This is a genomic window from Aromatoleum aromaticum EbN1 (assembly GCF_000025965.1).
GTDB classification, from domain to species: Bacteria; Pseudomonadota; Gammaproteobacteria; order Burkholderiales; family Rhodocyclaceae; genus Aromatoleum; species Aromatoleum aromaticum.
In genome coordinates this window covers 3,502,800-3,523,234 of record NC_006513.1, presented here as the reverse complement: position 1 = coordinate 3,523,234, position 20,435 = coordinate 3,502,800, and the positions used below count along the sequence as shown (strand labels likewise).

Annotated in this window: 25 protein-coding genes; all 25 read right to left on the bottom strand. The window is 61.7% G+C overall.

Translation table 11 applies throughout. The features are described 5' to 3' along the window. Nucleotides 1–44: 44 nt before the first annotated feature. The gene (locus tag EBN1_RS16765; protein ID WP_011239160.1) at nt 45–458 is read right to left on the bottom strand and encodes a type II toxin-antitoxin system HicB family antitoxin; all 414 of its coding nucleotides are present in this window, start codon (nt 456–458) and stop codon (nt 45–47) included. Beyond that, entirely contained in the window at nt 451–798 is a 348-nt protein-coding gene (locus EBN1_RS16760) for an HVO_A0114 family putative DNA-binding protein (RefSeq protein ID WP_011239159.1), read from the bottom strand. The genes EBN1_RS16765 and EBN1_RS16760 overlap by 8 nt, the downstream gene beginning before the upstream one ends. Further along, nucleotides 795–1,658 carry a toxin-antitoxin system TumE family protein gene (locus EBN1_RS16755; protein ID WP_011239158.1) on the bottom strand — a complete coding sequence of 288 codons (864 nt, stop codon included), beginning with the start codon at nt 1,656–1,658 and terminating at the stop codon, nt 795–797. Before EBN1_RS16755 ends, EBN1_RS16760 begins: the two co-directional genes overlap by 4 nt. A gap of 60 nt (nt 1,659–1,718) precedes the next feature. Further along, nucleotides 1,719–2,054 carry an H-NS histone family protein gene (locus EBN1_RS16750; protein WP_011239157.1) on the bottom strand — a complete coding sequence of 112 codons (336 nt, stop codon included), beginning with the start codon at nt 2,052–2,054 and terminating at the stop codon, nt 1,719–1,721. Nucleotides 2,055–2,262: 208 nt separating this feature from the next. Beyond that, a complete protein-coding gene (locus EBN1_RS16745) occupies nt 2,263–2,733 on the bottom strand; it encodes a glycosyltransferase (protein WP_049780306.1) in 471 nt (156 codons plus the stop codon). Nucleotides 2,734–2,757: 24 nt separating this feature from the next. Continuing rightward, nucleotides 2,758–3,012, bottom strand: a complete 255-nt coding sequence (locus EBN1_RS16740; RefSeq protein WP_193759528.1) for a hypothetical protein — start codon at nt 3,010–3,012, stop codon at nt 2,758–2,760. 85 nt (nt 3,013–3,097) lie between these two features. Then, nucleotides 3,098–4,387 carry an AAA family ATPase gene (locus tag EBN1_RS16735; protein WP_011239155.1) on the bottom strand — a complete coding sequence of 430 codons (1,290 nt, stop codon included), beginning with the start codon at nt 4,385–4,387 and terminating at the stop codon, nt 3,098–3,100. Next, the gene (locus EBN1_RS16730; protein ID WP_157866640.1) at nt 4,296–4,721 is read right to left on the bottom strand and encodes a hypothetical protein; all 426 of its coding nucleotides are present in this window, start codon (nt 4,719–4,721) and stop codon (nt 4,296–4,298) included. Before EBN1_RS16730 ends, EBN1_RS16735 begins: the two co-directional genes overlap by 92 nt. Beyond that, nucleotides 4,718–4,999 (bottom strand): nucleotidyltransferase family protein, encoded by a 282-nt coding sequence (locus EBN1_RS16725; protein WP_011239154.1) that lies wholly within the window; start codon nt 4,997–4,999, stop codon nt 4,718–4,720. Before EBN1_RS16725 ends, EBN1_RS16730 begins: the two co-directional genes overlap by 4 nt. Before the next feature lie 280 nt (nt 5,000–5,279). Next, complete coding sequence (locus EBN1_RS16720; RefSeq protein ID WP_011239153.1) at nt 5,280–5,774, bottom strand: DUF2442 domain-containing protein; 495 nt, start codon at nt 5,772–5,774, stop codon at nt 5,280–5,282. Continuing rightward, a complete protein-coding gene (locus tag EBN1_RS16715) occupies nt 5,771–5,959 on the bottom strand; it encodes a DUF4160 domain-containing protein (protein WP_041646532.1) in 189 nt (62 codons plus the stop codon). The genes EBN1_RS16720 and EBN1_RS16715 overlap by 4 nt, the downstream gene beginning before the upstream one ends. A 290-nt stretch (nt 5,960–6,249) precedes the next feature. After that, a complete protein-coding gene (locus EBN1_RS16710; RefSeq protein ID WP_011239151.1) occupies nt 6,250–6,585 on the bottom strand; it encodes an H-NS histone family protein in 336 nt (111 codons plus the stop codon). 221 nt (nt 6,586–6,806) lie between these two features. After that, complete coding sequence (locus EBN1_RS16705; protein WP_011239150.1) at nt 6,807–7,244, bottom strand: putative toxin-antitoxin system toxin component, PIN family; 438 nt, start codon at nt 7,242–7,244, stop codon at nt 6,807–6,809. Beyond that, on the bottom strand, nt 7,244–7,534 hold the full coding sequence (locus EBN1_RS16700) for a type II toxin-antitoxin system Phd/YefM family antitoxin (RefSeq protein WP_011239149.1): 291 nt from the start codon (nt 7,532–7,534) through the stop codon (nt 7,244–7,246). Before EBN1_RS16700 ends, EBN1_RS16705 begins: the two co-directional genes overlap by 1 nt. Nucleotides 7,535–7,647: 113 nt before the next feature. Next, nucleotides 7,648–9,552, bottom strand: a complete 1,905-nt coding sequence (locus tag EBN1_RS16695; RefSeq protein ID WP_011239148.1) for a nucleoside-diphosphate sugar epimerase/dehydratase — start codon at nt 9,550–9,552, stop codon at nt 7,648–7,650. Nucleotides 9,553–9,806: 254 nt separating this feature from the next. Further along, nucleotides 9,807–10,583 (bottom strand): acyltransferase, encoded by a 777-nt coding sequence (locus EBN1_RS16690; RefSeq protein ID WP_049780305.1) that lies wholly within the window; start codon nt 10,581–10,583, stop codon nt 9,807–9,809. 9 nt (nt 10,584–10,592) lie between these two features. Then, nucleotides 10,593–11,270 carry a sugar transferase gene (locus tag EBN1_RS16685; protein ID WP_011239146.1) on the bottom strand — a complete coding sequence of 226 codons (678 nt, stop codon included), beginning with the start codon at nt 11,268–11,270 and terminating at the stop codon, nt 10,593–10,595. A 1-nt stretch (nt 11,271) separates the two neighbouring features. After that, nucleotides 11,272–12,459 carry a UDP-N-acetylglucosamine 4,6-dehydratase gene (locus EBN1_RS16680; protein WP_011239145.1) on the bottom strand — a complete coding sequence of 396 codons (1,188 nt, stop codon included), beginning with the start codon at nt 12,457–12,459 and terminating at the stop codon, nt 11,272–11,274. Next, nucleotides 12,456–13,634 carry a LegC family aminotransferase gene (locus tag EBN1_RS16675; protein WP_011239144.1) on the bottom strand — a complete coding sequence of 393 codons (1,179 nt, stop codon included), beginning with the start codon at nt 13,632–13,634 and terminating at the stop codon, nt 12,456–12,458. The genes EBN1_RS16680 and EBN1_RS16675 overlap by 4 nt, the downstream gene beginning before the upstream one ends. Nucleotides 13,635–13,682: 48 nt before the next feature. Further along, nucleotides 13,683–14,369: a retron system putative HNH endonuclease gene (locus EBN1_RS16670; RefSeq protein WP_011239143.1), complete on the bottom strand. Its 687-nt coding sequence runs from the start codon at nt 14,367–14,369 to the stop codon at nt 13,683–13,685. Beyond that, nucleotides 14,366–15,664, bottom strand: a complete 1,299-nt coding sequence (locus EBN1_RS16665; RefSeq protein WP_011239142.1) for an AAA family ATPase — start codon at nt 15,662–15,664, stop codon at nt 14,366–14,368. The genes EBN1_RS16670 and EBN1_RS16665 overlap by 4 nt, the downstream gene beginning before the upstream one ends. Nucleotides 15,665–15,782: 118 nt before the next feature. Next, nucleotides 15,783–17,012, bottom strand: a complete 1,230-nt coding sequence (locus tag EBN1_RS16660; protein WP_011239141.1) for a glycosyltransferase family 4 protein — start codon at nt 17,010–17,012, stop codon at nt 15,783–15,785. Nucleotides 17,013–17,016: 4 nt separating this feature from the next. Then, nucleotides 17,017–18,153 carry a non-hydrolyzing UDP-N-acetylglucosamine 2-epimerase gene (gene wecB, locus EBN1_RS16655; protein ID WP_011239140.1) on the bottom strand — a complete coding sequence of 379 codons (1,137 nt, stop codon included), beginning with the start codon at nt 18,151–18,153 and terminating at the stop codon, nt 17,017–17,019. A gap of 11 nt (nt 18,154–18,164) precedes the next feature. After that, nucleotides 18,165–19,163, bottom strand: coding sequence for an Abi family protein (locus tag EBN1_RS16650; protein ID WP_011239139.1), 999 nt, complete (start codon nt 19,161–19,163; stop codon nt 18,165–18,167). Nucleotides 19,164–19,307: 144 nt separating this feature from the next. Beyond that, the gene (wbjC, locus tag EBN1_RS16645) at nt 19,308–20,435 is read right to left on the bottom strand and encodes a UDP-2-acetamido-2,6-beta-L-arabino-hexul-4-ose reductase (protein WP_011239138.1); all 1,128 of its coding nucleotides are present in this window, start codon (nt 20,433–20,435) and stop codon (nt 19,308–19,310) included.

Below are 20,435 nucleotides of genomic sequence, written 5' to 3'. Positions count from 1 at the left end.
AAGAAAGTGGGTATCCCCCTGTTTACGATGGGGGTACGAACTGGCTATCGCGCTCGCATCGCCTCTTCTGCCGCCCGGGCAAGAAAGCCCGACCGGCTTTGATGATGGGACGCGGCATAGGCGTCGATCTGCCGCACCAGGTATTCCGGAAGCGAGATATTCAGCCGCACGGGCTTTGCGCTTACCCGCGCCAGGTCGATTTCCACCAGCATCCAGTACCCGCCGTGGAAGCGCTCATCATCGCCCCATTGCTCGGGGGCGGACGGCTTCGGGATCGCCATGTCCTCCCCCTCGAAATGCACCTCCACGGCCTCCTGCGCCATGCGCGGCAGGTCGGCCAATTCGTCCGCAGCGGAAAAACAGCCCGGAAAGTGGGCAAGGACAAAGTGGGTGTCCCTTTGTTGCCAGCCATGATAAGCCCCACATCCAGAAAGTAGAGCTTCGGTGTCCTCAGGCAACGATCCTGAACTCCGTTGCCTTAGCGATCGGACGCACATGCCGGTTTTCCCGCTTCATCTCCACAAACCCATAGTTCGACATCATCTTGAGCGTGCGCGACAGGTTGCCGGGCTTGCGACCGGTCATGTCGGCCAGCGAAGAGATGGACTGAGGCTTGGCCTCCTGGATGACCTTGAGCAAGGCGCGGTTCTCATCACTCAGGACTTCGGCCAGTGAACGCATCGAGGTGAACCAGATCTTGGGCTCGGTGGGCTTGGGCTTGTACTCACCGCGTGCGATCGCCAGCATGCGCTCGCGGATGCGGTCCTGCGGCAGGATTCCAACGACGATAGCTTTCATGACCCCATGATCTCCTCTAACACGCGGTCGACCTCATTGAAGAAATCGGCCAGCAACTGGTGAGCATCGCGAAACTCGTAAGGCACGCCCTTATCGCTGACGTGCCGATGCTTGTGGTCATACGGCAGCCGGGTTCCCGCGTACTTGAACTTCTTTGGCGGCTTGATGGCATGGGCGTTGTCGTAGCCCAGGATCCGCTTGCCATAGGGCTCGTGCAAGGTAAGCGAGTAACGGATGCCGTGCGGGATGTCGTGCGTAACCTCCACCCGCCACGCTTCGATCTTGATCCAGTAGCCATTGCCCTGATCAATGGTCTGGTCGTGCAGTTCGACAAGGGTAGCGATGCCAGGGTCTTCGCGCATGGAAAAGTGTATCAACCGCTGATAAAGATTGCCACCTCCGTCTCCAAAACGTTGGGCGCAGCGTTGATGTCGCGATCGTGGATCGTGCCGCACTCGGGGCACGTCCATTCCTGCACGTTCAACGACAACTTGGCGACGGTATGCCCGCAGTCCAAGCACCGCTTGCTGGACGGATACCAGCGCTCGATGCCGATCAGCGTGCGCCCGTACCACTACCCAATCCCCGACGCTCGGATCGCGTCCCGGCAAGGTGGTCTGATGCAGCTCGTCGGCAACCCCGAACAGCGCCGCCGCGGCGCCCGCCCGGACGAGCGGCAGCGAAAAGCCGCGCACCAGCGACAGCGCCAGCACGCCGAACGCGGTGGCATGCATCAGCTTGTCCCACGGCAATGCGATCAGCCCCGCGACTGCAGGCGTGTCCCTGCCCCCGGCGAAGAGCGCGACCACTATCGCCAGGGCGACGACCTTCCACGCCAGTTGCCCGCCCGCGGCGGGCATCCCCGAAATCCCGGCTCCGGATTTTTCATTGCATTCGCTCCGCGCCGCGAACGCGATTCATCACACTTGCGCCCCTTCATCCGCAATCAGGAACGCCTCCTTCGCCTTGCCCGCATCCAGCTCGGCCTTCAGCCACTTCGGCATCACGCCGCGGCCCGACCAGTTCGTGCCGGTGGCCGGATTGCGATATTTCGCCTTCACCGTCCCGCGCTTGCCCGCCGCCGGTTTCTCGGCCCGCGCCGGCGCGCCGAAGCCCAGATCGGCTGCACTCAGGTTGTAGTCGGCGATCTTCTGCCGGATGTCGGCGATCACGCCGACGATCTCGGCCTGCCGCATTTCTTCCGCCTGCTGCTTGAGCGCTTCGATCTGCGCGAGGATTTCCTGATAGGTGCTCATTCCGCGTACTCCATTTGTGTTGTATTCGACGTTCGAATGGTGTGGCTTCCACCCACGCCGGCACCATGCCTGACCGTCGATGCCGGGTGCCGCAACTCTGCTTTTCGCCTGCAGCAGAAACCGCCGAAAAACCGTGCTGGCTGGGGTTTGATCTACGCCGGCTTTACGACTCCCTGCGTTGATGAGCCCAGCGCCGAGACAATCTGCCTTACGGCCGTTCGGGGTGAAAACAGCCGTGCCGCCAGTGCCTTGCAGCGCGACGCCATCCCGGTATCCGCCCTACTTGCTCGCTATCGATGAGATCCACCAGATCGTTGCCGGGATTGATATTCGCCAGCACCGGCAGGCCGCTCTGCATGTAGGTCAGAAACTTGCCGGGAATGTTGTGCGTCTTGTGGCGCCGGTCGAGCGCGACCACGCCGACATGGCATTGGGCATACAAGCCGGGAATCTCGTCGGGGTGGATCTCGTCGCGGAACAGCACGTTGTCCAGCCCGCGAGCCTGCGCATCGGCAGCGAGACGACGAGCGTCGCTGCCGCGCCCGACGAAGAGGAAGCCGACGTCGGACCGGGCGCGCAGCCGTTCGGCCAGATCGAGCAGGATATCCATGCCCTGCGCCACACCCATGTTGATCTCGGGCCGGGTGCCGACCACGGACATGACTTTCAGTTTTTTCATAGTCGCAAGAGTTTCAATAAATCATCAGGGCTTGGCAGCCACCTTCTTCTCGACGGCCGTCGCAATCAGCGGCGCCTTCTCACGAAGCCCATCGAGGGTCAATTTGCCCTGCTCATACAGTTGGTACCACGCACGACGCTGCCGGATCAGGCGTTCGTCATCCCGGATCGGCAGATTGCGCAAGGTGTACTCGGCACGAGCCCGATAGGCGTCCGGTACTGCGTCGGTCAGCTTCAGTTGCAGAGAGGGCAGGTCGATCTCGAACCACCCATCACCCACTTCAAAGGGATCGAGGAAATCCTGGGACCGCTTCTTGTTCTTCGAACTGTTGATCCAGCCGTCCAGATGGGGTTGGGCACCGGAATCACGAACGCTTATCCTTCTTGGCCACCTGGTGGTTTTCCACCCAAACGACCCAGCGCGGCCAGAAATGGTCGCCGCCGGGCAGCGCACGCTCCAGGGCCTTATGGATGGTTCGTTCGTTGGTCAGGTGCGGCGGCAGCGCATCACGCTCGCCCCGCATCCAGGCCTCAGCCGCCTCGATGGCCTCTTCCGCTTCCACCGAGCGCGCCTGCTGCAGGCCGAAGGCATCGGACACCAGCCAGTTGACCACATCCCCCTGCTTCGCCCAGGTTTCGCGCACGATCACCGCCTGCCCTTCGCGCAGGCCAATGGTAAATACCGCATCCTCCTCACCGTCGAACAACGGCTCGGCCGAGGCCAACACCAGGGGCGAATGCGTTGCCACGATGAGCTGCACCAGCACCTTCCTGCCTGTCAGTGCCTGCATCACCTTCAGCAGGGCCGGCACGATGCGACGCTGCCACTGCGGGTGCAGGTGGCACTCGATTTCATCAATCAGGAAGATGATCTCCCTGGCCGGCTTCCGTCCGGTCTGCTCGCACGCCAATTGATGCTCACGCCAGATCCACACCAGCAGATAGGCCAGGGCGGCGATACGGCGCATGCCCGCCGAGGCGTGAATCAGCGCGACGTCCTGCCCATAGGGCATACGCAGCGAGGGGTAATCGGTCACATCCAGCCCGAGCCTGACAGGCTTGCCCGGCACCAGCTTTTCGTTGCCGGAAGGAGACAGCGCATCCAGCACCTTGATCAGGTCATCGAAAGCCGGGTCGGCCCCCTTCTGCCACAGCACCCAGTCATGGATCAGGCCGTTGCAGTGGCGAATGCCGTCTTTCCCATGCAGCCCTTTCCAGACCTGTTCGGGCGTAAAGTTGAACGCCCTCAACCGCTCCCCCGCCAGCGCCTCCTTGTCGCTCCAGTAATTGCGCGCCGGGTCCCACGCCGAAAAACTGCCATCGACACCCGCGTAGATCACCACCCCGGGAATCGGCGGCCGTCCCTGCTTGACCGGCCAGACCTGATCAACCCTGCTGAAAACGCTTTCCTCGACAAAATCACCCTTGGTCGATTTCGTGTACGCATAGGCAATGCTCGCGCGCTTGGCGTCCCGTTGCGGCACCGCCTCCACCCCACGCGCCCAGGTACGGGTCAACACCCACCATGCAGCATCGAGCAGAAAGCTCTTGCCCAAGCCGTTGTCACCCGTAATGAAATTGAGCCGGGGAGCAAACTCCACCGGTCCGAACTCCCGGGCCGGCCCGACACCGGCAAGGTGCAGCGATTTCAGCATGACACTCTCCTGCGCCCCGAAATTTACAGCGCGCAAGCATACGTATCCGGCCGCGCCCGAGCGAACGCGACAGGTGGATGATCTCGGGCCGGGTAGCGCTTTCCTCCTCAATGGCGATGCTTCGCATGGTCTTGCCGATCTGCTCCTGATACGCGGCAAATCGGGTCGTGAAGGCGGAGACCGTCTCGCGCTCGTCAGGCGTCATTCCGGCAATATCGCCCAGCTGTATCTTCCGGAGCGGAGAAGCCATCTTTCCAGTGGAGTGCTGCAAGTCGGCTTGCATGCGAGCCAGGTAGCCGAGCTTTTTGTGAATGATCCTGAGGTTTTCGGTCATTTCAAACGCACTCCAGTTGATCTTGCAATGCGATGAATCGGTTTGTCGCCTGTGCCTACGATCAGATCCACTTTCAGGTCGAACAACTCGGTAAGCGCTGCCTTGCAGCGAACCTTTCGCATGACGTCCGTGGAGTCAGCTTCCACGTAGAGGTCCACATCGCCACCGCGCTGGTTGTCGTCAGCGCGAGAGCCAAATAACCATATCCGGGCATTTTCGCCGTATTGACTGGCGATAATGTCGGAAGCAAGATGAGCCTTGTCGGCAGAAATTCGCATGTGCGCACTCCGTTCCTGGGGCATCTTGCAGTTTACAGCGAGCACGCGAACGTGTCGGGGTGGGCGCGGTGGCCTCGCACAGATCGACCATGTGCTGCATCTGCCTTGCCGTGGCGTTCGGCTTGGCGAGCAGAACCAGATCGATGCCGAAGATATCCGAGAACGAAAGAAAGTGGGTATCCCCCTGTTTACGATGGGGGTACGAACTGGCTATCGCGCTCGCATCGCCTCTTCTGCCGCCCGGGCAAGAAAGCCCGGGGGTCGGAGGGGTCCGTTTTCGTCAAGCGTGGAGTGCTGCATACTCGCGAGCCGTGGGCAAAGCACGCGGAAGCGTCTTGGTCTTTGGTCGTGTCGCTTCCCAGCCGAGGCAGGCCAGCCAGATCGCACGCGGGATGGCTTTGTGCGCCGTGCGGTAGTAGCTGACCATGCGACGGCTGATGCCCAGGGCCTCGGCCGCCGTGTTGAGCGACAACGCGTTGCGGTGCATCCACTCGTCGAACATCTGATGGCTGACATCGCCGGCCTGTTCCTTGGCCCAGGCGTAGACGTTGTCCGCACCGAACTCCTCGTCGATCCATTCGATGCTGTTACCCCATTCGCCGACATGAACCCGGGCAAACACCTCCGGGTTGAGGATGGCGGTGAGTGGGGGGATTGAACGCAATACGCCTTCTACATCGACCTCCAGCGACTCGCCGGTGCTCCAGTTCGTGCGCAGGCGATAAGGGGCGAGGGCTTCCACAGCCAACAGCTTGGGGAAAAAGTAGTTGCTCACGGGTTATACCTCCGCCATTCGCCGAGCAGGAATGCCCGGTTGGATTCGATCCAGTCCAACTCCTCCTTGATCTCGCGTGGCGCAATGCGGCCCTTGATCTCAAGTGAGGCGATGTCCACCGTGCATTCCCGTCCATCGCGCAATTTGACATGGACGTGGGGAAGCAGGTGATCCCCGGCATACATCAGTACGCGTGACGCAGGAAAGCGTCGAAGTATCGGCATAACATCAAATGTAGTGCAATGGTTGCTCCGCCACAAGGGGATTCCCGGTTTGTGCCCCTCCCCCCTACAGCAGTTCGCGCTTGTCCGGGTCTCGTCGCTCAGCCACATCGCGCTCAAAGCTCCGCCAGAAAGCGTTCCAGGATGCGGTCCTTGCCGAGAAACTCGTCAGCGCAGGCGGTGGCGATCGGGTTGGGTAGCGGCATGGCGAGGCAGCGTTCGAGGCAATCGATCCCCGTCGCGAACGCGATTCATCACACTTGCGCGCCTTCATCCGCAATCAGGAACGCCTCCTTCGCCTTGCCCGCATCCAGCTCGGCCTTCAGCCATTTCGGCATCACGCCGCGGCCGGACCAGCTCGCGCCGGTGGCCGGATTGCGGTATTTCGCCTTCACCGTTCCGCGCTTGCCCAACGTCGGTTTTTCGGCCCGCGCCGGCGCGCCGAAGCCCAGGTCGGCCGCGCTCAGGTTGTAGTCGGCGATCTTCTGCCGGATGTCGGCGATCACCCCGGCGATCTCGGCTTGCCGCATTTCTTCGGCCTGCTGCTTGAGCGCTTCGATCTGCGCGAGGATTTCCTGATAGGTGCTCATTCCGCGTACTCCGTTTGTGTTGTTCTCGAATTTTTGGACCCGCGCGAGCATATCCCAACATGGCGGCAAAATCGGTGATCGGCCACGTTTTGCGACTGCTCGCACACCAAGCTTCAGGTGGCACCCGCGGTTAGCCAGACGAGACTAATTTCGACTTTCAGGAGAACCCTGTGCGATCGGTCATCGGTCATCGGTCAAACGGAGCGACGACTGAATCCACCTCACAAACCGCCATGCCTTTTCCAGAACTCCGCAGGGGTGACGATCGGAAAACGTTCGGCCAAAACGAGCAGGTCCTTGTCGCCGGTCACCAGGTAATCGGCGCCCTCGTTGTCGCGTGCGGCAAGCAAGGTGCCCAGCACCGGGAGGTCATCGATATCCCGCAGTTCTGCTTCGGCCGCCGGCAAGGGGTCGATCATCACGGCGAGGATGGAGAGGATGTCGACCAGGTCGTCAATCTCGGTGGCCGACAATCCGTGTCGATTGGCGAGTCGAGGGAGAACCCGTCGCAACTCGTCCAGGATGAAGGACGACAGCACGACATCGACGGAGCCGTGGCGCCAGGCGGCCATGATCTTGCCCGGCACGCTACCCGGGTAGGCAATGCCCGAGAGCAGCACATTCGTGTCGAGAACGACGCGCAGCGTGTGCGACGCCATCAGCGCGGCGTTGACGAGCGATGCTGCGCACGCTCGAGCGCAACGGCCGCGTCGATTTCGTCCAGGCCCTGCGCCTCGGGCACAGCAGCGAATCCCGCTTCGATGCGCTCGCACAAAGCCTCGAAACGCCCCTGCATACGCCGAATACGCTCGAACAGGCGCGCGTCGACCAGGGCCGCCACCGGCTTCCCGTCCTTGTTGATCACCACGCTGTCGTGGCGGTACTGCACCTGATTGAGCATCTCGCCAAGGTTCTGCCTGAATGCCACCGCATTGGTCTGAGTAATCATTGCCCGCTCTCCTCTCTAACCATAATGATCATAACGGTTAAAATGGGCAAATGGGGCAGAGATCTTTCATCATTACTGTTCTGCCCCGGCGCGCCTCCCATCGTGGGTACCGCTCAGCCTGCAAGACACTCCCGATCCGCATGTATTTGTTGCCCTGTTGAAGCGCAATAGTCCTCACCCCCGCTGCATTCCCATGCCGGAACCGCACGTTTCAATGCCGCCACCAGTCCATCACGGTCCCGCACCTCCAGCGCGGCATGCAGCGCCTGCAGGGCAAATGCAAGTTGCTTGCGGTCGACGGGCAGCGTCTGACGGGCGATGTGGATGCGCGGGTGGGGCGTGTCGGCGAAAATCTCCGCCGGGTAGAACAGGTCCTCGTACAGCTTCTCGCCGGGGCGCAGGCCGGTGTATTCGATCCGGATGTCGCGCCCGGGCTGGCGACCGGACAGCAGGATCATCTGCTCGGCCAGGTAACGGATCTTCACCGGCTCGCCCATGTCGAGCACGAAGGTGTCCGCGTCGTCGCCGATCGCTGCCGCCTGCATGATCAACTGGCACGCTTCGGGAATCGTCATGAAAAAGCGCTCGATGTCCGGATGCGTCACCGTCACCGGGCCGCCGCGCTCGATCTGCCGCTGAAAACGCGGCACCACGCTGCCGGCCGAGCCAAGCACGTTGCCGAAGCGCACCGTCATGAAGCGGCTGCCAGCGCGGCTGTCCTGCGCCTGGCAGATCAGCTCGGCCAGGCGCTTCGTCGCGCCCATCACGTTCGTCGGGTTCACCGCCTTGTCGGTCGAAATCAGCACGAAGCGCTCGCACGCGCACGCCGCGGCCGCTTGTGCCATCACTTGCGTGCCGACCACGTTGTTCCGCACGGCCGCCTCCACCTGGTCTTCCAGCAAGGGCACGTGCTTGTACGCGGCGGCATGGAACACCACCTGCGGCCGGTAGCGCTCGAACACCTGCCGCACGCCCACCGCATCGGTCACGGAGAGCAGATGGCGCGCGATCGGCGGCGCGTCGGGCGACTCCAGCAGCTCGGTTTCGATGCTGTAAAGGTTGAACTCGCTGTGATCGATCAGAATCAGCAGGCGCGGATTGCAACGGCACAGTTGCCGGCACAGCTCCGAGCCGATCGAACCTCCGGCCCCGCTCACCAGCACCACATGGTCGCTCAGGCTGCGGCGGATCCCTACCCAGTCCAGCGACACCGGATCGCGCCCGAGCAAATCCTCGATCGAAACCTGCCGCAACTGCCCCGCCGCGACCCGCCCCGCAACCAGGTCCTTGGTCGGCGGCACCGTGCGGAAGGGCTTGCCGGTGGCCTCGCACAGATCGACCATGTGCTGCATCTGCCTTGCCGTGGCGTTCGGCTTGGCGAGCAGAACCAGATCGATGCCGAAGACATCCACCACCTTCGGCAGTTCATCGATGGTGCCGCGAATCGGCACGCCATGCACGGTGCGGCCAAGGCGCTGGTGGTGATCATCGACGAAGGCGATCGGCAGGTAGCCGGCATCACGATCCTGCAGCAGATCCCGCACCAGCATCTCGCCATCCGACCCGGCGCCCACGATCAACACGCGCTTGCCGGTGCCGGGGTCGATGCGCCGGTCCTTCACCCAACGGTACATCAGGCGCGGGCCGGCCAGCAGCATGATCTGGTAGACCACGAACAGCATCGGCAGCGACCGCGGCACATAGGCCATGCGGTTGAATACGAACAGGATGGCGAGCAGCAGCGTGGTACCGATCAGCACCGCCTGGACGATCTTCGCCAGGTCGGTCAGCGACGCGAACCGCCACACCCCGCGATAAAGTCCGAAGCCCCAATACACCGAGCCCACCACCAGCAACACCAGCGGCAACATCCGCCCGGCCTCGGCGATGAATTCGGCCGGTACGTGGCCCAGGTTGAAGCGCGTCCAATACGCCAGCGCCCACGCCAGCGCGAGCATGACGAGGTCGTAGGCGAGCACCAGCACGCGCGAGCGCATGCGCTGGAACCAACGACCCATGAAAACCGATCCACCGCCGCTCGCACCGTCGGCCCCGACGAGACCCGATGCATTCGACAGCATGCAGCGCGCGCGCCGCCCAAGCTCACCCAATCCATGCAGCACTGACACACTACCCCGGCTCGGCAGTTGCGAAGGCCGTGATGCTAACAGAGTGGCACTCGAACGACTGCCTCAATGGCGGCCTACGAAATGCTCTCCCATCGACATCTACATCGCAAAACAAACCGTCATTGCCAAAGAAAAGCCAGGAATCAGTTATCGGGGCAAAGAACCGAATCGCGAGTACCTACTCGCTGAGCACGCTCACCAACGTAAACACCCCAAGGCTCGGTCGACTTTGCCGCAGTAACGCCAGCCCCAACTACCGCACCCGTTTCAATCGTAACTCCCGGCAACAAGGTCGCGTTCGCCCCTATGAACGCGTCTTTTTTGATCAGCACCTTGCCCCGGAAGACTCTCCTTTGGTCAGCACTAACCATCGGTCCAGAGCATCGCGCGCCGTCTTTAAGCACCTCGGTCGATGTGATGATATTTGAGTTTGTCGCAATGCACGCGTAGTTCTCGATTTCGAAATCACCGCCACCACTGATAAAAACACGCGGCGCAATGTGGACACGCCTGCCAACCTTCGCTGTCTTGCTCATCACGAGCACATTTTTGTCGATATAGCTAAATTCTTTCAGCTCAACCCCTTGCGGATATGCAAAGAAAACACCTTGGTCAATAAAAACGTTTGGCTCCATCAAGCCGAGTTTTTGCCGATAGTACAATCCTCGGATGTACATACCCAGCATATGAGGCAGTCCGCGCATGTTTGTCACAAGGCCGTACACTGCCGAGCTGTAAATGGGAATAGGCAGCGCCAAAAGAAATCCCACAACTCGCTCGAAAAGCCACAAGGGCACTTTCACGAACGAATTTTGCAAAAGCCTCTCCGCCAACTGTAGCGCACGCGATGAACGCCCATGCTCTTTTTCCGACGCGTCAATAATATGCCGGATCAATCGATGATCAAAAATTAATTGCATGGTGTCATCTCAATTTTCGAATTGGATAGAGGTTGCAAGATTTCGCGGAGGATTAGGTAGCGTTGGCAATGCTTTCCACACCACGCGCGACGAGGGAAAGAGCACCACCCACACCGTCACCAAAATACATGCGAAATACGTCCGCAGCCCCTGGTTCGCCACGTACCATTCTTCCAGCTTGCCCTTGTACGGCATGATCACTTCATCGTAGAAGCGCTCGGGCGCGGCGCTGGCGTGCAGCATGTCCTCCTCGCCCCTGAAGACGATCGAGCCGATTCCCGACAGCCCGGGCCGCACCTTCACGATCTGCGCCTGCGACGCCGGCGGGAACGCATCGAAGCAGCGTTGCGTCTGCGGTCGCGGGCCGACGATGCTCATGTCGCCGAACAGGATGTTGAGCAGTTGCGGCAGCTCGTTGATCTTCGTCTTGCGCAGGAAACTGCCCAGCGGCAGCACGCGCGGGTCGTTCTTCAACGTGACCGTGCCGGTGCCGAGGTGGGGGCTGTTTTTCAGCATCGTCGCGAACTTGTACAGGCCGAACGACTTGCCGCCACGGCCGACGCGCTGCTGCACGTAGAAGATCTCGCCTTCGCCGGTCAGGCGCAGCGCGATCATCACCGGCACCAGAAGCGGCGACAACACCAGCAACGCCAGGCCCGAAAAAAGAATGTCCAGAATTCGCTGCATGTCACATCCTGTTGTCCAGATACTTGCCGGTTTCCTTGTGGTCGAACTCCGGGATCATCTCGTTGAAGAGCGCGACGATCTCCGCCTTGTCCCAGGTCGGCCGGGCGCGGATCTCGTTAATGCGCGCAATGAATCGATCCAGGCGGGCGCCGTCGAACTCAGCCGCGTTCTTGATCACCCCGACGGTATCGAACCGCGCCATGTCCAGCGTTTCGCGCTCGGTAAAGAACTCCTCGAAGTCCTTTTCGCCGGTGGTGTCGCTGGCGAAGAAATACACCGGCCACTTGCGCTTCGCGATCAGCTCCGCGCCGCGTTCGCGCGCCTCGTCCTCGCTGCCGCATTCATGCGGCTCGTAACCCAGCGATTCGAGGTAGCGCACCGCGATGTCGGAAAAGCGCGTCAGATGCAGCGCCTCGCTCAGCTTCGGGAAGAAGATGTCGCGATTGTCCCCGAGCAGGCACGACATCAGGCACAGCTCGCCCGACTCCTGCGGCGTCACGAAATAACGGCGCACGTCGTTCGGCGCCGAAATCGGCTGGCGCTTGGCAAAGCGCTGGTTGAAGCCATGCAGCAAGGAACCGTCGGAAAACGCGACGTTGGCAAACCGCGCGGTCGAAATCGGCAGGCTCAGACTCTCGCGCATCAGGAACATCTCCATGATCCGCTTGCTCGCCCCCATCATGTTCACCGGGTTGGCCGCCTTGTCGGTCGACACGCAAAAGTACTTGCGCGCCCCTTTCGCGCGCGCCTGGGCGATGGTCGCGATCGTGTTGAGCACGTTCACCTCGATCAAACGCATCAAGGTGAACGGATCCTTCTCGCTGCGCACGTGCTTGAGTGCCGACAGGTTCAGTACATAGTCGTAACCGTCCCCGGCGTTCATCAGGGCGTCGAACTCCCGCCCGCCGCAGTCGATCGCGAAGGTGCGGAAGTCGCCGTCGATGTAGCCGAGCGTGCTGCGGATGTCGCGCACCAGTTCGACCATGTTGTTCTCGCTGATGTCGACCACATGCAGCACGCGCGGCCCACGCTTGAAGATCTCTCGCGTGACCGCCTGGCCGATCGACCCCGCCCCACCGATCACCAGAAAGCGGCTGCCTTTCACCAGCTCGGTCAAGCGCTTTTCCTCGCGCGCGAGGTCGGTATCGAACAACAGGCGCTCGCGCCCGATCAGTTGAAGCACATTCATTGCTGGAGTCTCCAGAATTCGCTTTCAGGCACGCTGGAAGGAAGATTCACGACGCGATCCTCGAGCCAGCGCGAGTTTTCCAGCCCATCGTGCTGGCAGTCCTTGAACATCTCCAACGAAGACATCAAACGCCAGATCGGCCGCGTCATGACGCCCCGGCTGTTGGTGTATTCGAGGAGCGCATCACGCGCCTGACGCGAGTCGAGCACGACCGCGTTCAGCCAGAAATTCGGCCGCATGCCCGGCAGCGCGCCGACATAGCGGAGGCCATGCTGTTCGCAAAACGCCGCGTAGCGCTGCGCCACCTCGGCCTTGATCGTCAGCATTGCGGGCAGCTTTTCCATCTGCGCGCAGCCGAGCGCGGCATTCACGTTGGGTAGCCGGTAGTTGTAGCCGATTTCGTCGTGCTCGAACTCGTACGGATGCGGAATCTTGGCCGTCGTGGTCAAGTGTTTGGCGCGCCTGGCCAGTTCTTCATCGTTGGTGACGATCATCCCCCCCCCGCCGGTGGTGATGATCTTGTTGCCGTTGAAGCTGAGCGTTGCGAGCCTTCCGAAGGTGCCGGTATGCCGTTCGCCGACGTAGCTGCCGAGCGACTCCGCGGCATCTTCCACGACGGGTATCGCGTACTCGTCACAGATCGCGACGATTTCTTCGATGCGGCAAGGCAAGCCGAACGTGTGCATCGGCACGCAGGCCGCGATCCGCGCGCCGGTGGCCCGATTGAAGGCCTGCCCGTCACGCATTACAGCGTTGGCCGCAAGCCAGGTTCTCAGCGCCCGCGGGCTCAGGCCCAGGGTGTCCCGGTCCACGTCGATAAAAACCGGCCGGGCACCGGCGTAAGTGAGCGCATTGCAGGTCGCGATGAACGTGAGCGCCTGGCTGATCACCTCATCGCCCCGCGCCACGCCGGCCAGTTGCAGGGCGACGTGCAGCGCGGCCGTGCCGTTGACCGTGGCAACCGCAAACCGTGCCCCGGTGAAGCCGGCGATCCGCTCTTCGAACTCGGTCACGCGCGCGCCCACCGAGGACACGAAGTTCGAGTCGATGCAGTCGATCAGGTATTGCTTTTCGTTGCCTTCGAAAACGGGGCGATGCAAGGGCGTCGGGCCGCCGCCGTAGAGAGTGCCAACCAAATCGACGAGGGCGGCAAAGTGGGTATCGTTATCTGTCATGACAAGAAGCGTTGATTATTGGATTCCTGATGGTTCGGTTCGGGAAGGCTAAACACGGCGCTGACGTAGCCGGCGCGCTTTGCGCTCTTCCTTATCGGCATACTTCAGCGCCGCCTGCGCAATCGCCTCGCAGTACGGCCGCAATCGCCCCTCGAAGTCCGGCTTTCGGACCTCGGCAGCCAGACGCCGCGCAGCCGCTGCAGAGAACTGCCGTCGTCTGCCCGGCTTCAAACCGCCTCGAATGGCAGCTTCGCGGTCATGGACCAGGATCGGGTGGTTGAGCCGCAGCACCTCGATCGTTGCCTGTGCCACATCATCACGACCAGTCACCTCTCCCGTCTCAGAGAATCTGAACTTCGAAGGTGTCGCTTTGTGCAATGGGGAACAGAACGGACCCCGTTCCGGGTCGTAGTCGCCCTTTGCATGGGCGCCGAACTCGCATACCGTCTTGCTGTTGCTGCCTGGGTAGCAGGCCAACATATTGTGGTAGTCGATCGTTTCTTCCGGGTTTTTTCGTGCCTGCGGCAACACATGCTCGATGTGGCAATCGGCCGCAGACTTCAGCCCGCGCATCGTATAAGCGCACAGATGATGCTGTTCAACCATCAACGCATGCTTGACCGCTTCACGCGGAAACCCGCCCCCCGTGTAGGTCAGATTCTGCGGGCTTGCTCGATTCTGGCGCTTCCAATCCAGCAACTCGCGTGGTTCCGGCCCTTTCACGATGCATCTCAAGGCTGGTCCTCCTCGCCCAGCCAACGCAGGCTGTCGAGCTCACTACGCACCTCGATCACATCGGGAATCGCCCCGACCTTCGACTCCAGCGCCACGATTTCCCGCTCGGCCACGTCGAGTTGCTCGTTGTCCAGCGCCTGATGGATTCGTCGCAGTGCGGCCGCGACCTCCGTATTCTGCGGTTCGGTACCCATGATCTCGGCAAGCACTTCGCTGCTTGGCAAACCCAGCGCCCGCTCTGGATGGCCCACTACCTGGCCGCCCTTCATCAGCAGGATTTCGTCGGCCACGAGCTCGCCGATGATCTGCGGCGAATGCGAGGCGGCGATGAACTGGATGCACGGAAACGCAGTCTTCAGCACGCCGCAGACCCTGCGTTGCCACGCCGGATGCAAATGCATGTCGAGTTCGTCGATCAGGACCACGCCAGGCGTTTCGTCCAGCACACGCGCCCCCAATTGGGGATTGAGCAGGCACATGCGTCGCGCGATGTCGGCCACCAGTGCAGCCAAGGCGCGCTGGCCATCGCTCAGGGTCTCGAACGGTACGGGGTCGGCGTCCTGCCACTCCAGGACCAAGCGCCGGTACTTGATGTCGTAGCGCAAGCCTTTCGCCCCCGGTATCGCAAGCGCCACGGCGCGGTTGACCAGCGCCAGCTCATCGAGCGCACCGCCGTTGTCTACATCGCGGCTGTCCGATTCGGCTTCCAGGCGTTCCAGTGATTTGCCGATGACCCAGGTTTCGAGCCCTTTCATGTCGAGGGCGGCATCGAACCATGAGGCATAAGCGTCCAGGCGCGAATCCTGATGCCGCACGGCGGTGTCAGCGCCCACCCCGCTCAGCCGCCACTGCCGTTCGGCTCCATAGAACGCCGCTAGAGGCAAAGCGCCCTGTCCTCCCTGAGCGATGCGGGCAGACTCGTCCGCGATTGCAGAAAAAACCGTGTGTTCGAATTTTGATTGGCTAGCCGGCCCGGGTTGTTCCACCCACCAACTTCGTGCAGACCCGCAAACTTCGCCTTCGAGCTCGATACGCACGGGGTAACACCGCTCATACCGAACCCGCCCCTGCAGTTCGATCAAGGCAAGGCGGGCGTTCGCCTCCTCGGCATGCGGCCAACGTGGGCTTTTTCCCAACCCGTTGATCGGAGTTGCCAACCCGGCTGCAATCGCCTTCAGCAGCGATGTCTTGCCGCTGCCATTGACACCGACAAGCAGGTTGAATCCAGACTGGAACTCGAACGTCTCCTGCTTAAAGCAGCGGAAGTTCTCTACCCGAAGCGTATCGATATGCATGATTCAGCCCTCGATCATGTGAGAGGGGATTTTAGGGCTGCTTTCGGGAATGCCCATCTCAGCAAGCATCACTGTATTGACCCGATGAACGTCATACCAAGAGTTTGTAAGCCCAGATCTACGCTTGCTGCGCGCCCAAGGTTCGAAAAATCGACGCGAACCTGCTCACGCCGACACTGAGGGACAGCTTCTCCTGATAAAACTGGCGAGCGTTACGAGCCATCAAGGCCCGCTCTTCGCATGTCGCACGCATCAGCGTCAGGGCGGCATCGGCGATCGCGCGGGGATCTTCAGAATCAGAAACCCGCCCGCAGCCGCTTTCTCTGACCAAATCCGCTGCGTCGCCCTCGACTGCCATCAGGACCGGCTTGCCAGCCGCCATATAGGCCTGAGTCTTCGAGGGAATTGTGATTTTGAAAAGCGGGTCTTTTTTCAGGTGGACCATCAGGGCATCCGCCGCCGCGAGATAGCTTCCTACTTCTGCCATCGGCACGGGTGGCAGGAAGACAACATTGTGCAATTGCCGATCGCTGGCAATCTGTCGAAGCTGCGCTACCTCGACTCCGCCGCCAAGAAACACGAAGCGCAATGTGGGCGCCACGTCGCGCACCAAAGCCGCAGCCTCCAGCACTGAGTCGAGAGCCTGCGCCTTGCCCATGTTCCCGGCAAAGAGCACACGAAAGTGCTGAGGGCCAGGAAATCCCGGAGGGACTTCACCGGTTGGAACCCCGATCGCATCTTCGGCGCACCAGTTGTAGATGACGTCGATCTTGTCTTTTGGCACGCCACGTTCGATCAGCAGACGCCGGAAGCCCGGTGACAACACAACCAGACGGTCGACGTGACGATAAACGCAGTCGCAAACCCACGACACGGCTTTCAACGCGCGTTGATTCGAGAACATTCCCGTCGCACGCAGCGTATCGGGCCACATGTCCTGTATGTCGTACACGACCGGAACGCGACGAAACAGCCGAATCAACACTGCTGCAATGCCCACCGTCAACGGGGGATGATAGGCATAGATCACATCCGGTCGCTTCGCACCGAACAAGCCATACAAGGCCGAAGAAGCCCCGAAGCTGACATAGTTGAGGACCCGCCCCACAGCGCCTTGATCATGACTTGGGTAAAGAGGGAGGCGGGTGACGTGTACGCCGTCGATCTCCTCTCGCTGCAAGTGTTTTATCCGGTAGCCCGGATACACCTTTCCGCCCGGATAGTTCGGAAAGCCGGTCACGACCTCGACTTCGAAGCCTTGGCGCACCAGTTCCCGGGCAAAGACAATGCCCTTGAAAGTCGGCTCGGGATCGAACCACTGGGTCAGCAGCAGAACTCGGGTAGCCATTCTGTCAGTACTTCTTCCAGACCACGCGATTCACGTAATCCGTATAACTGTGAATGATGCGCACGACCTTGTCCGACACGTTCGGCATGCTGTAGTCGGCCACCTGGCGCAGGCTGCGCAGTTCGCCGCGCGATTGCGATTCGAGGATCGCCAGCCCCTGGCGCACGCGCTCCACTTCCAGCCCCACCATCATCACCGCCGCCTCTTCCATGCCTTCCGGCCGCTCGTGCGCCTCGCGCAGGTTCAGCGCCGGGAAGTTCAGGATTGACGACTCCTCGTTGATCGTGCCGCTGTCCGACAGCACGGCCTTGGCCGACAGCTGCAGCTTCACATAGTCGTGGAAACCCAGCGGCTTCAGCAGCCGCACCCGGGGATGGAACTTCGCACCGGTCGCATCGACGCGCTTTTGCGTGCGCGGATGGGTCGACACGATCACCGGCAGGTCGTGGTCCTCGGCCACCGCGTTCAGCACTGCCACCAGCTTGGTGAACGCGCGCTCGGATTCGATGTTTTCCTCGCGGTGCGCGCTGACGACGAAGTAACGCCCCTCCTCCAGTTCCAGCCGCTGCAGCACGTCGGACGCATCGATGCGCGGCCGGTAGTGCGTCAGCACCTCGAACATCGGACTGCCGGTCTTGATCACCTGGTCGGGCGGCAGGCCTTCGCGCAGCAGGTAGTCGCGCGCGATCGTGCTGTAGGTCAGGTTGATGTCGGCGGTGTGGTCGACGATGCGGCGGTTGGTTTCTTCCGGCACGCGCTGGTCGAAGCAGCGGTTGCCCGCCTCCATATGGAAGATGGGCACCTTGCGCCGCTTGGCCGGGATCACCGACAGGCAGCTGTTCGTGTCGCCCAACACCAGCATCGCTTCGGGCAGGACTTCGGCCAGCACCTGGTCCACGCCGATGATCAGGTTGCCGATTGTGTGCGCCGCCCCGCTGCTGCCGGCCGCGCTGTTGAGGAAGTGATCCGGCTTGCGCACCCCCAGGTCATCGAAGAAGACCTGGTTCAGCTCGTAGTCGTAGTTCTGGCCGGTATGCACCAGCACATGCTCGCAATGCCGGTCGAGCGCGGCCAGCACGCGCGACAGGCGAATGATCTCGGGCCGGGTGCCGACCACGGACATGACTTTCAGTTTTTTCATAGAGAAATGGATCAGTTCATTCCGAAAAGTTTTCCTGGAAATCCGGATTCGTCCGGAAACCCCATAACAGCGAACGTACACCCGGGCAGATCCGGCTTGGTCGCGATCAGGTTTGCGATCTCGTGTAGCCACTGCGAGCTCGGACCAATCCTGCGCACCAGAAACCAGATCACCGCGATCAGGCCATACAGCCGCGATCCCGCTCCGGCATCCATGCCCAATGTATGGAAGTAAGGATCGGACAAACCCGGCAGCGGGTTGCTCGTCGTCTGGTTCCAGATTCGAGCGTGGTGGGCACAGCGGTTGCGCAGGATGTTCAGTTCCTGCAACCACGTCTTCAGAACAGCCGCATTGTTGATGCCCAAGCGCTGGCATACGCGATTCTGATAGGTCCCTTTCAGCATCTCGAAGTACTTCGACACGGTGCCGAAGTCCCACGCCTCCACCACCACCCAGAAGGGCATGGCCTTGTTCGCCTTGCGATGCCAGTCGATACAGTCTTCGCGGCTGCGGCTCACCTGGTCGTTCTGCCGCTGCAGCCAGTCGCTCCATGCATTGCGCTGTCGCCCCGTGTGGCGATCCGGGAAGTTACGCGTCTGTTTGGGATTGATGAAACGGCTGTCCTGATAGGCGAGCGGGTCGTGATAGCCGACCTCGTGCGCCACCACGCTGCGCACATGCACCTCGATGCGCTCGATCGCATCCAGCATCAGCAGGCGCAGCCGCTTGTCGAACAAATAGAGTTCAAATACTTTGTCGAAGCTCGTGCCTGCCAGGAAGCGGTCTTCACGACGCGGTCGCCGCGTTGTACTGCACAGCACAGCCCGACCCTGTTCATCCCGACACAAGGCCCGGCAGACATACCAGTATCCGCTCAGCCGGTAGTAACCCACCTGCCCCAGCTTGCGTTCGGCGCGTCCGGCATCGGTCACCGCCATGCCCCGGCCGCGCAGCAGCGCCACCAGTTCGGCGTAAGACTTGAAAGGCTTCGGGGGAGCGAGCGCGCTCACCACGCGCCCCAAAAAGAAGGCCCAAACATAATGCCGGACGAGCCGACATCAGAGGTTTGGGCGCTGTTGCCATGCAGTATAGTCTCCCTCACCCGCGATACCAACAGGTAAACACGTACTTTCATCAACCCGGGCGCCTGCTTCTCACAGCGCACATGCATACGTATCCGGCCGCGCCCGGTCGAACACCTCGTTCGCCCACAGCATCACCACCATCTCGTCGCCGCCGATGTTGGTGATGTCGTGCGTCCACCCCGGCACCGTCTCGACGATCTCGGCCTTGTCGCCGCGGGTCACCAGTTCGTGCGTTTCGCCGGTCTGCATGTGGCGGAACCTGAAGCGGGCCTCGCCCCTGATCACCAGGAACTTCTCGGTCTTGGTGTGGTGGTAGTGGCCGCCGCGGGTGATGCCCGGATGCGCGGTGAAGAACGAGAACTGCCCGCAGTCGGGCGTCTTCAGCATCTCGACGAACACGCCGCGCGCATCGCCGTGCTGCGGCACGGTGTAGGTGAAAGCTTCCGGCGGCAGGTAGCTCACGTAGGTCGCATACAGCGCGCGCACCAGGCCGGTGCCGACGCGCTCGGTCATCAGCGTGTCGCGGCTGTCCTTGAAAGTCCGGATCAGCCGGGCCAGCTCGCCCACCGTCGTCGTGTACTGCGGCGCGACGCTCGCGAACCCGTCCGCATCCACCGCGGCATCGGCGCCATCCATCAGCTGCACGAAGCGCTCGATCACGTCATCCACATATACCAGCGTCACCGGCGCGGCCGGGTCGTTGATCTGGATCGGCAAGTCGCGCGCAATGTTGTGGCAGAACGTCGCCACCGCCGAGTTGTAGTTCGGCCTGCACCATTTGCCGAACACATTCGGCAGCCGGAACACATGCACCGGCAGCCGGTGGGTGCGCGCTGCGGCCAGCAAGGCTTCCTCCGCCCGGCGCTTGCTCTGGCCATACGGGTTGTCGCGCGCGGCCTGGATCGACGACGTATAAACGATCGGCACCCGCTTGCCGCTGGAATCAGCGACCGCGCACACGGCCTCGCACAGCGCCTGCGTCAGGTCCACATTGCCGGTGACGAACTCGTGCGGGTCCTGCGGCCGGTTGATGCCGGCCAGGTGGAACACGAAGTCCACCCCCTGCAGCAGCGCGGGCAGCGCCGATACGTCCTGCCCGCGCGTGAAGCACACCACCTCCACGTCCCTGCGCTCGGCCAGATGCAGCTGCAGGTTCCGGCCGACGAAGCCGTTCGCCCCGGTAATCAGCACCTTCAT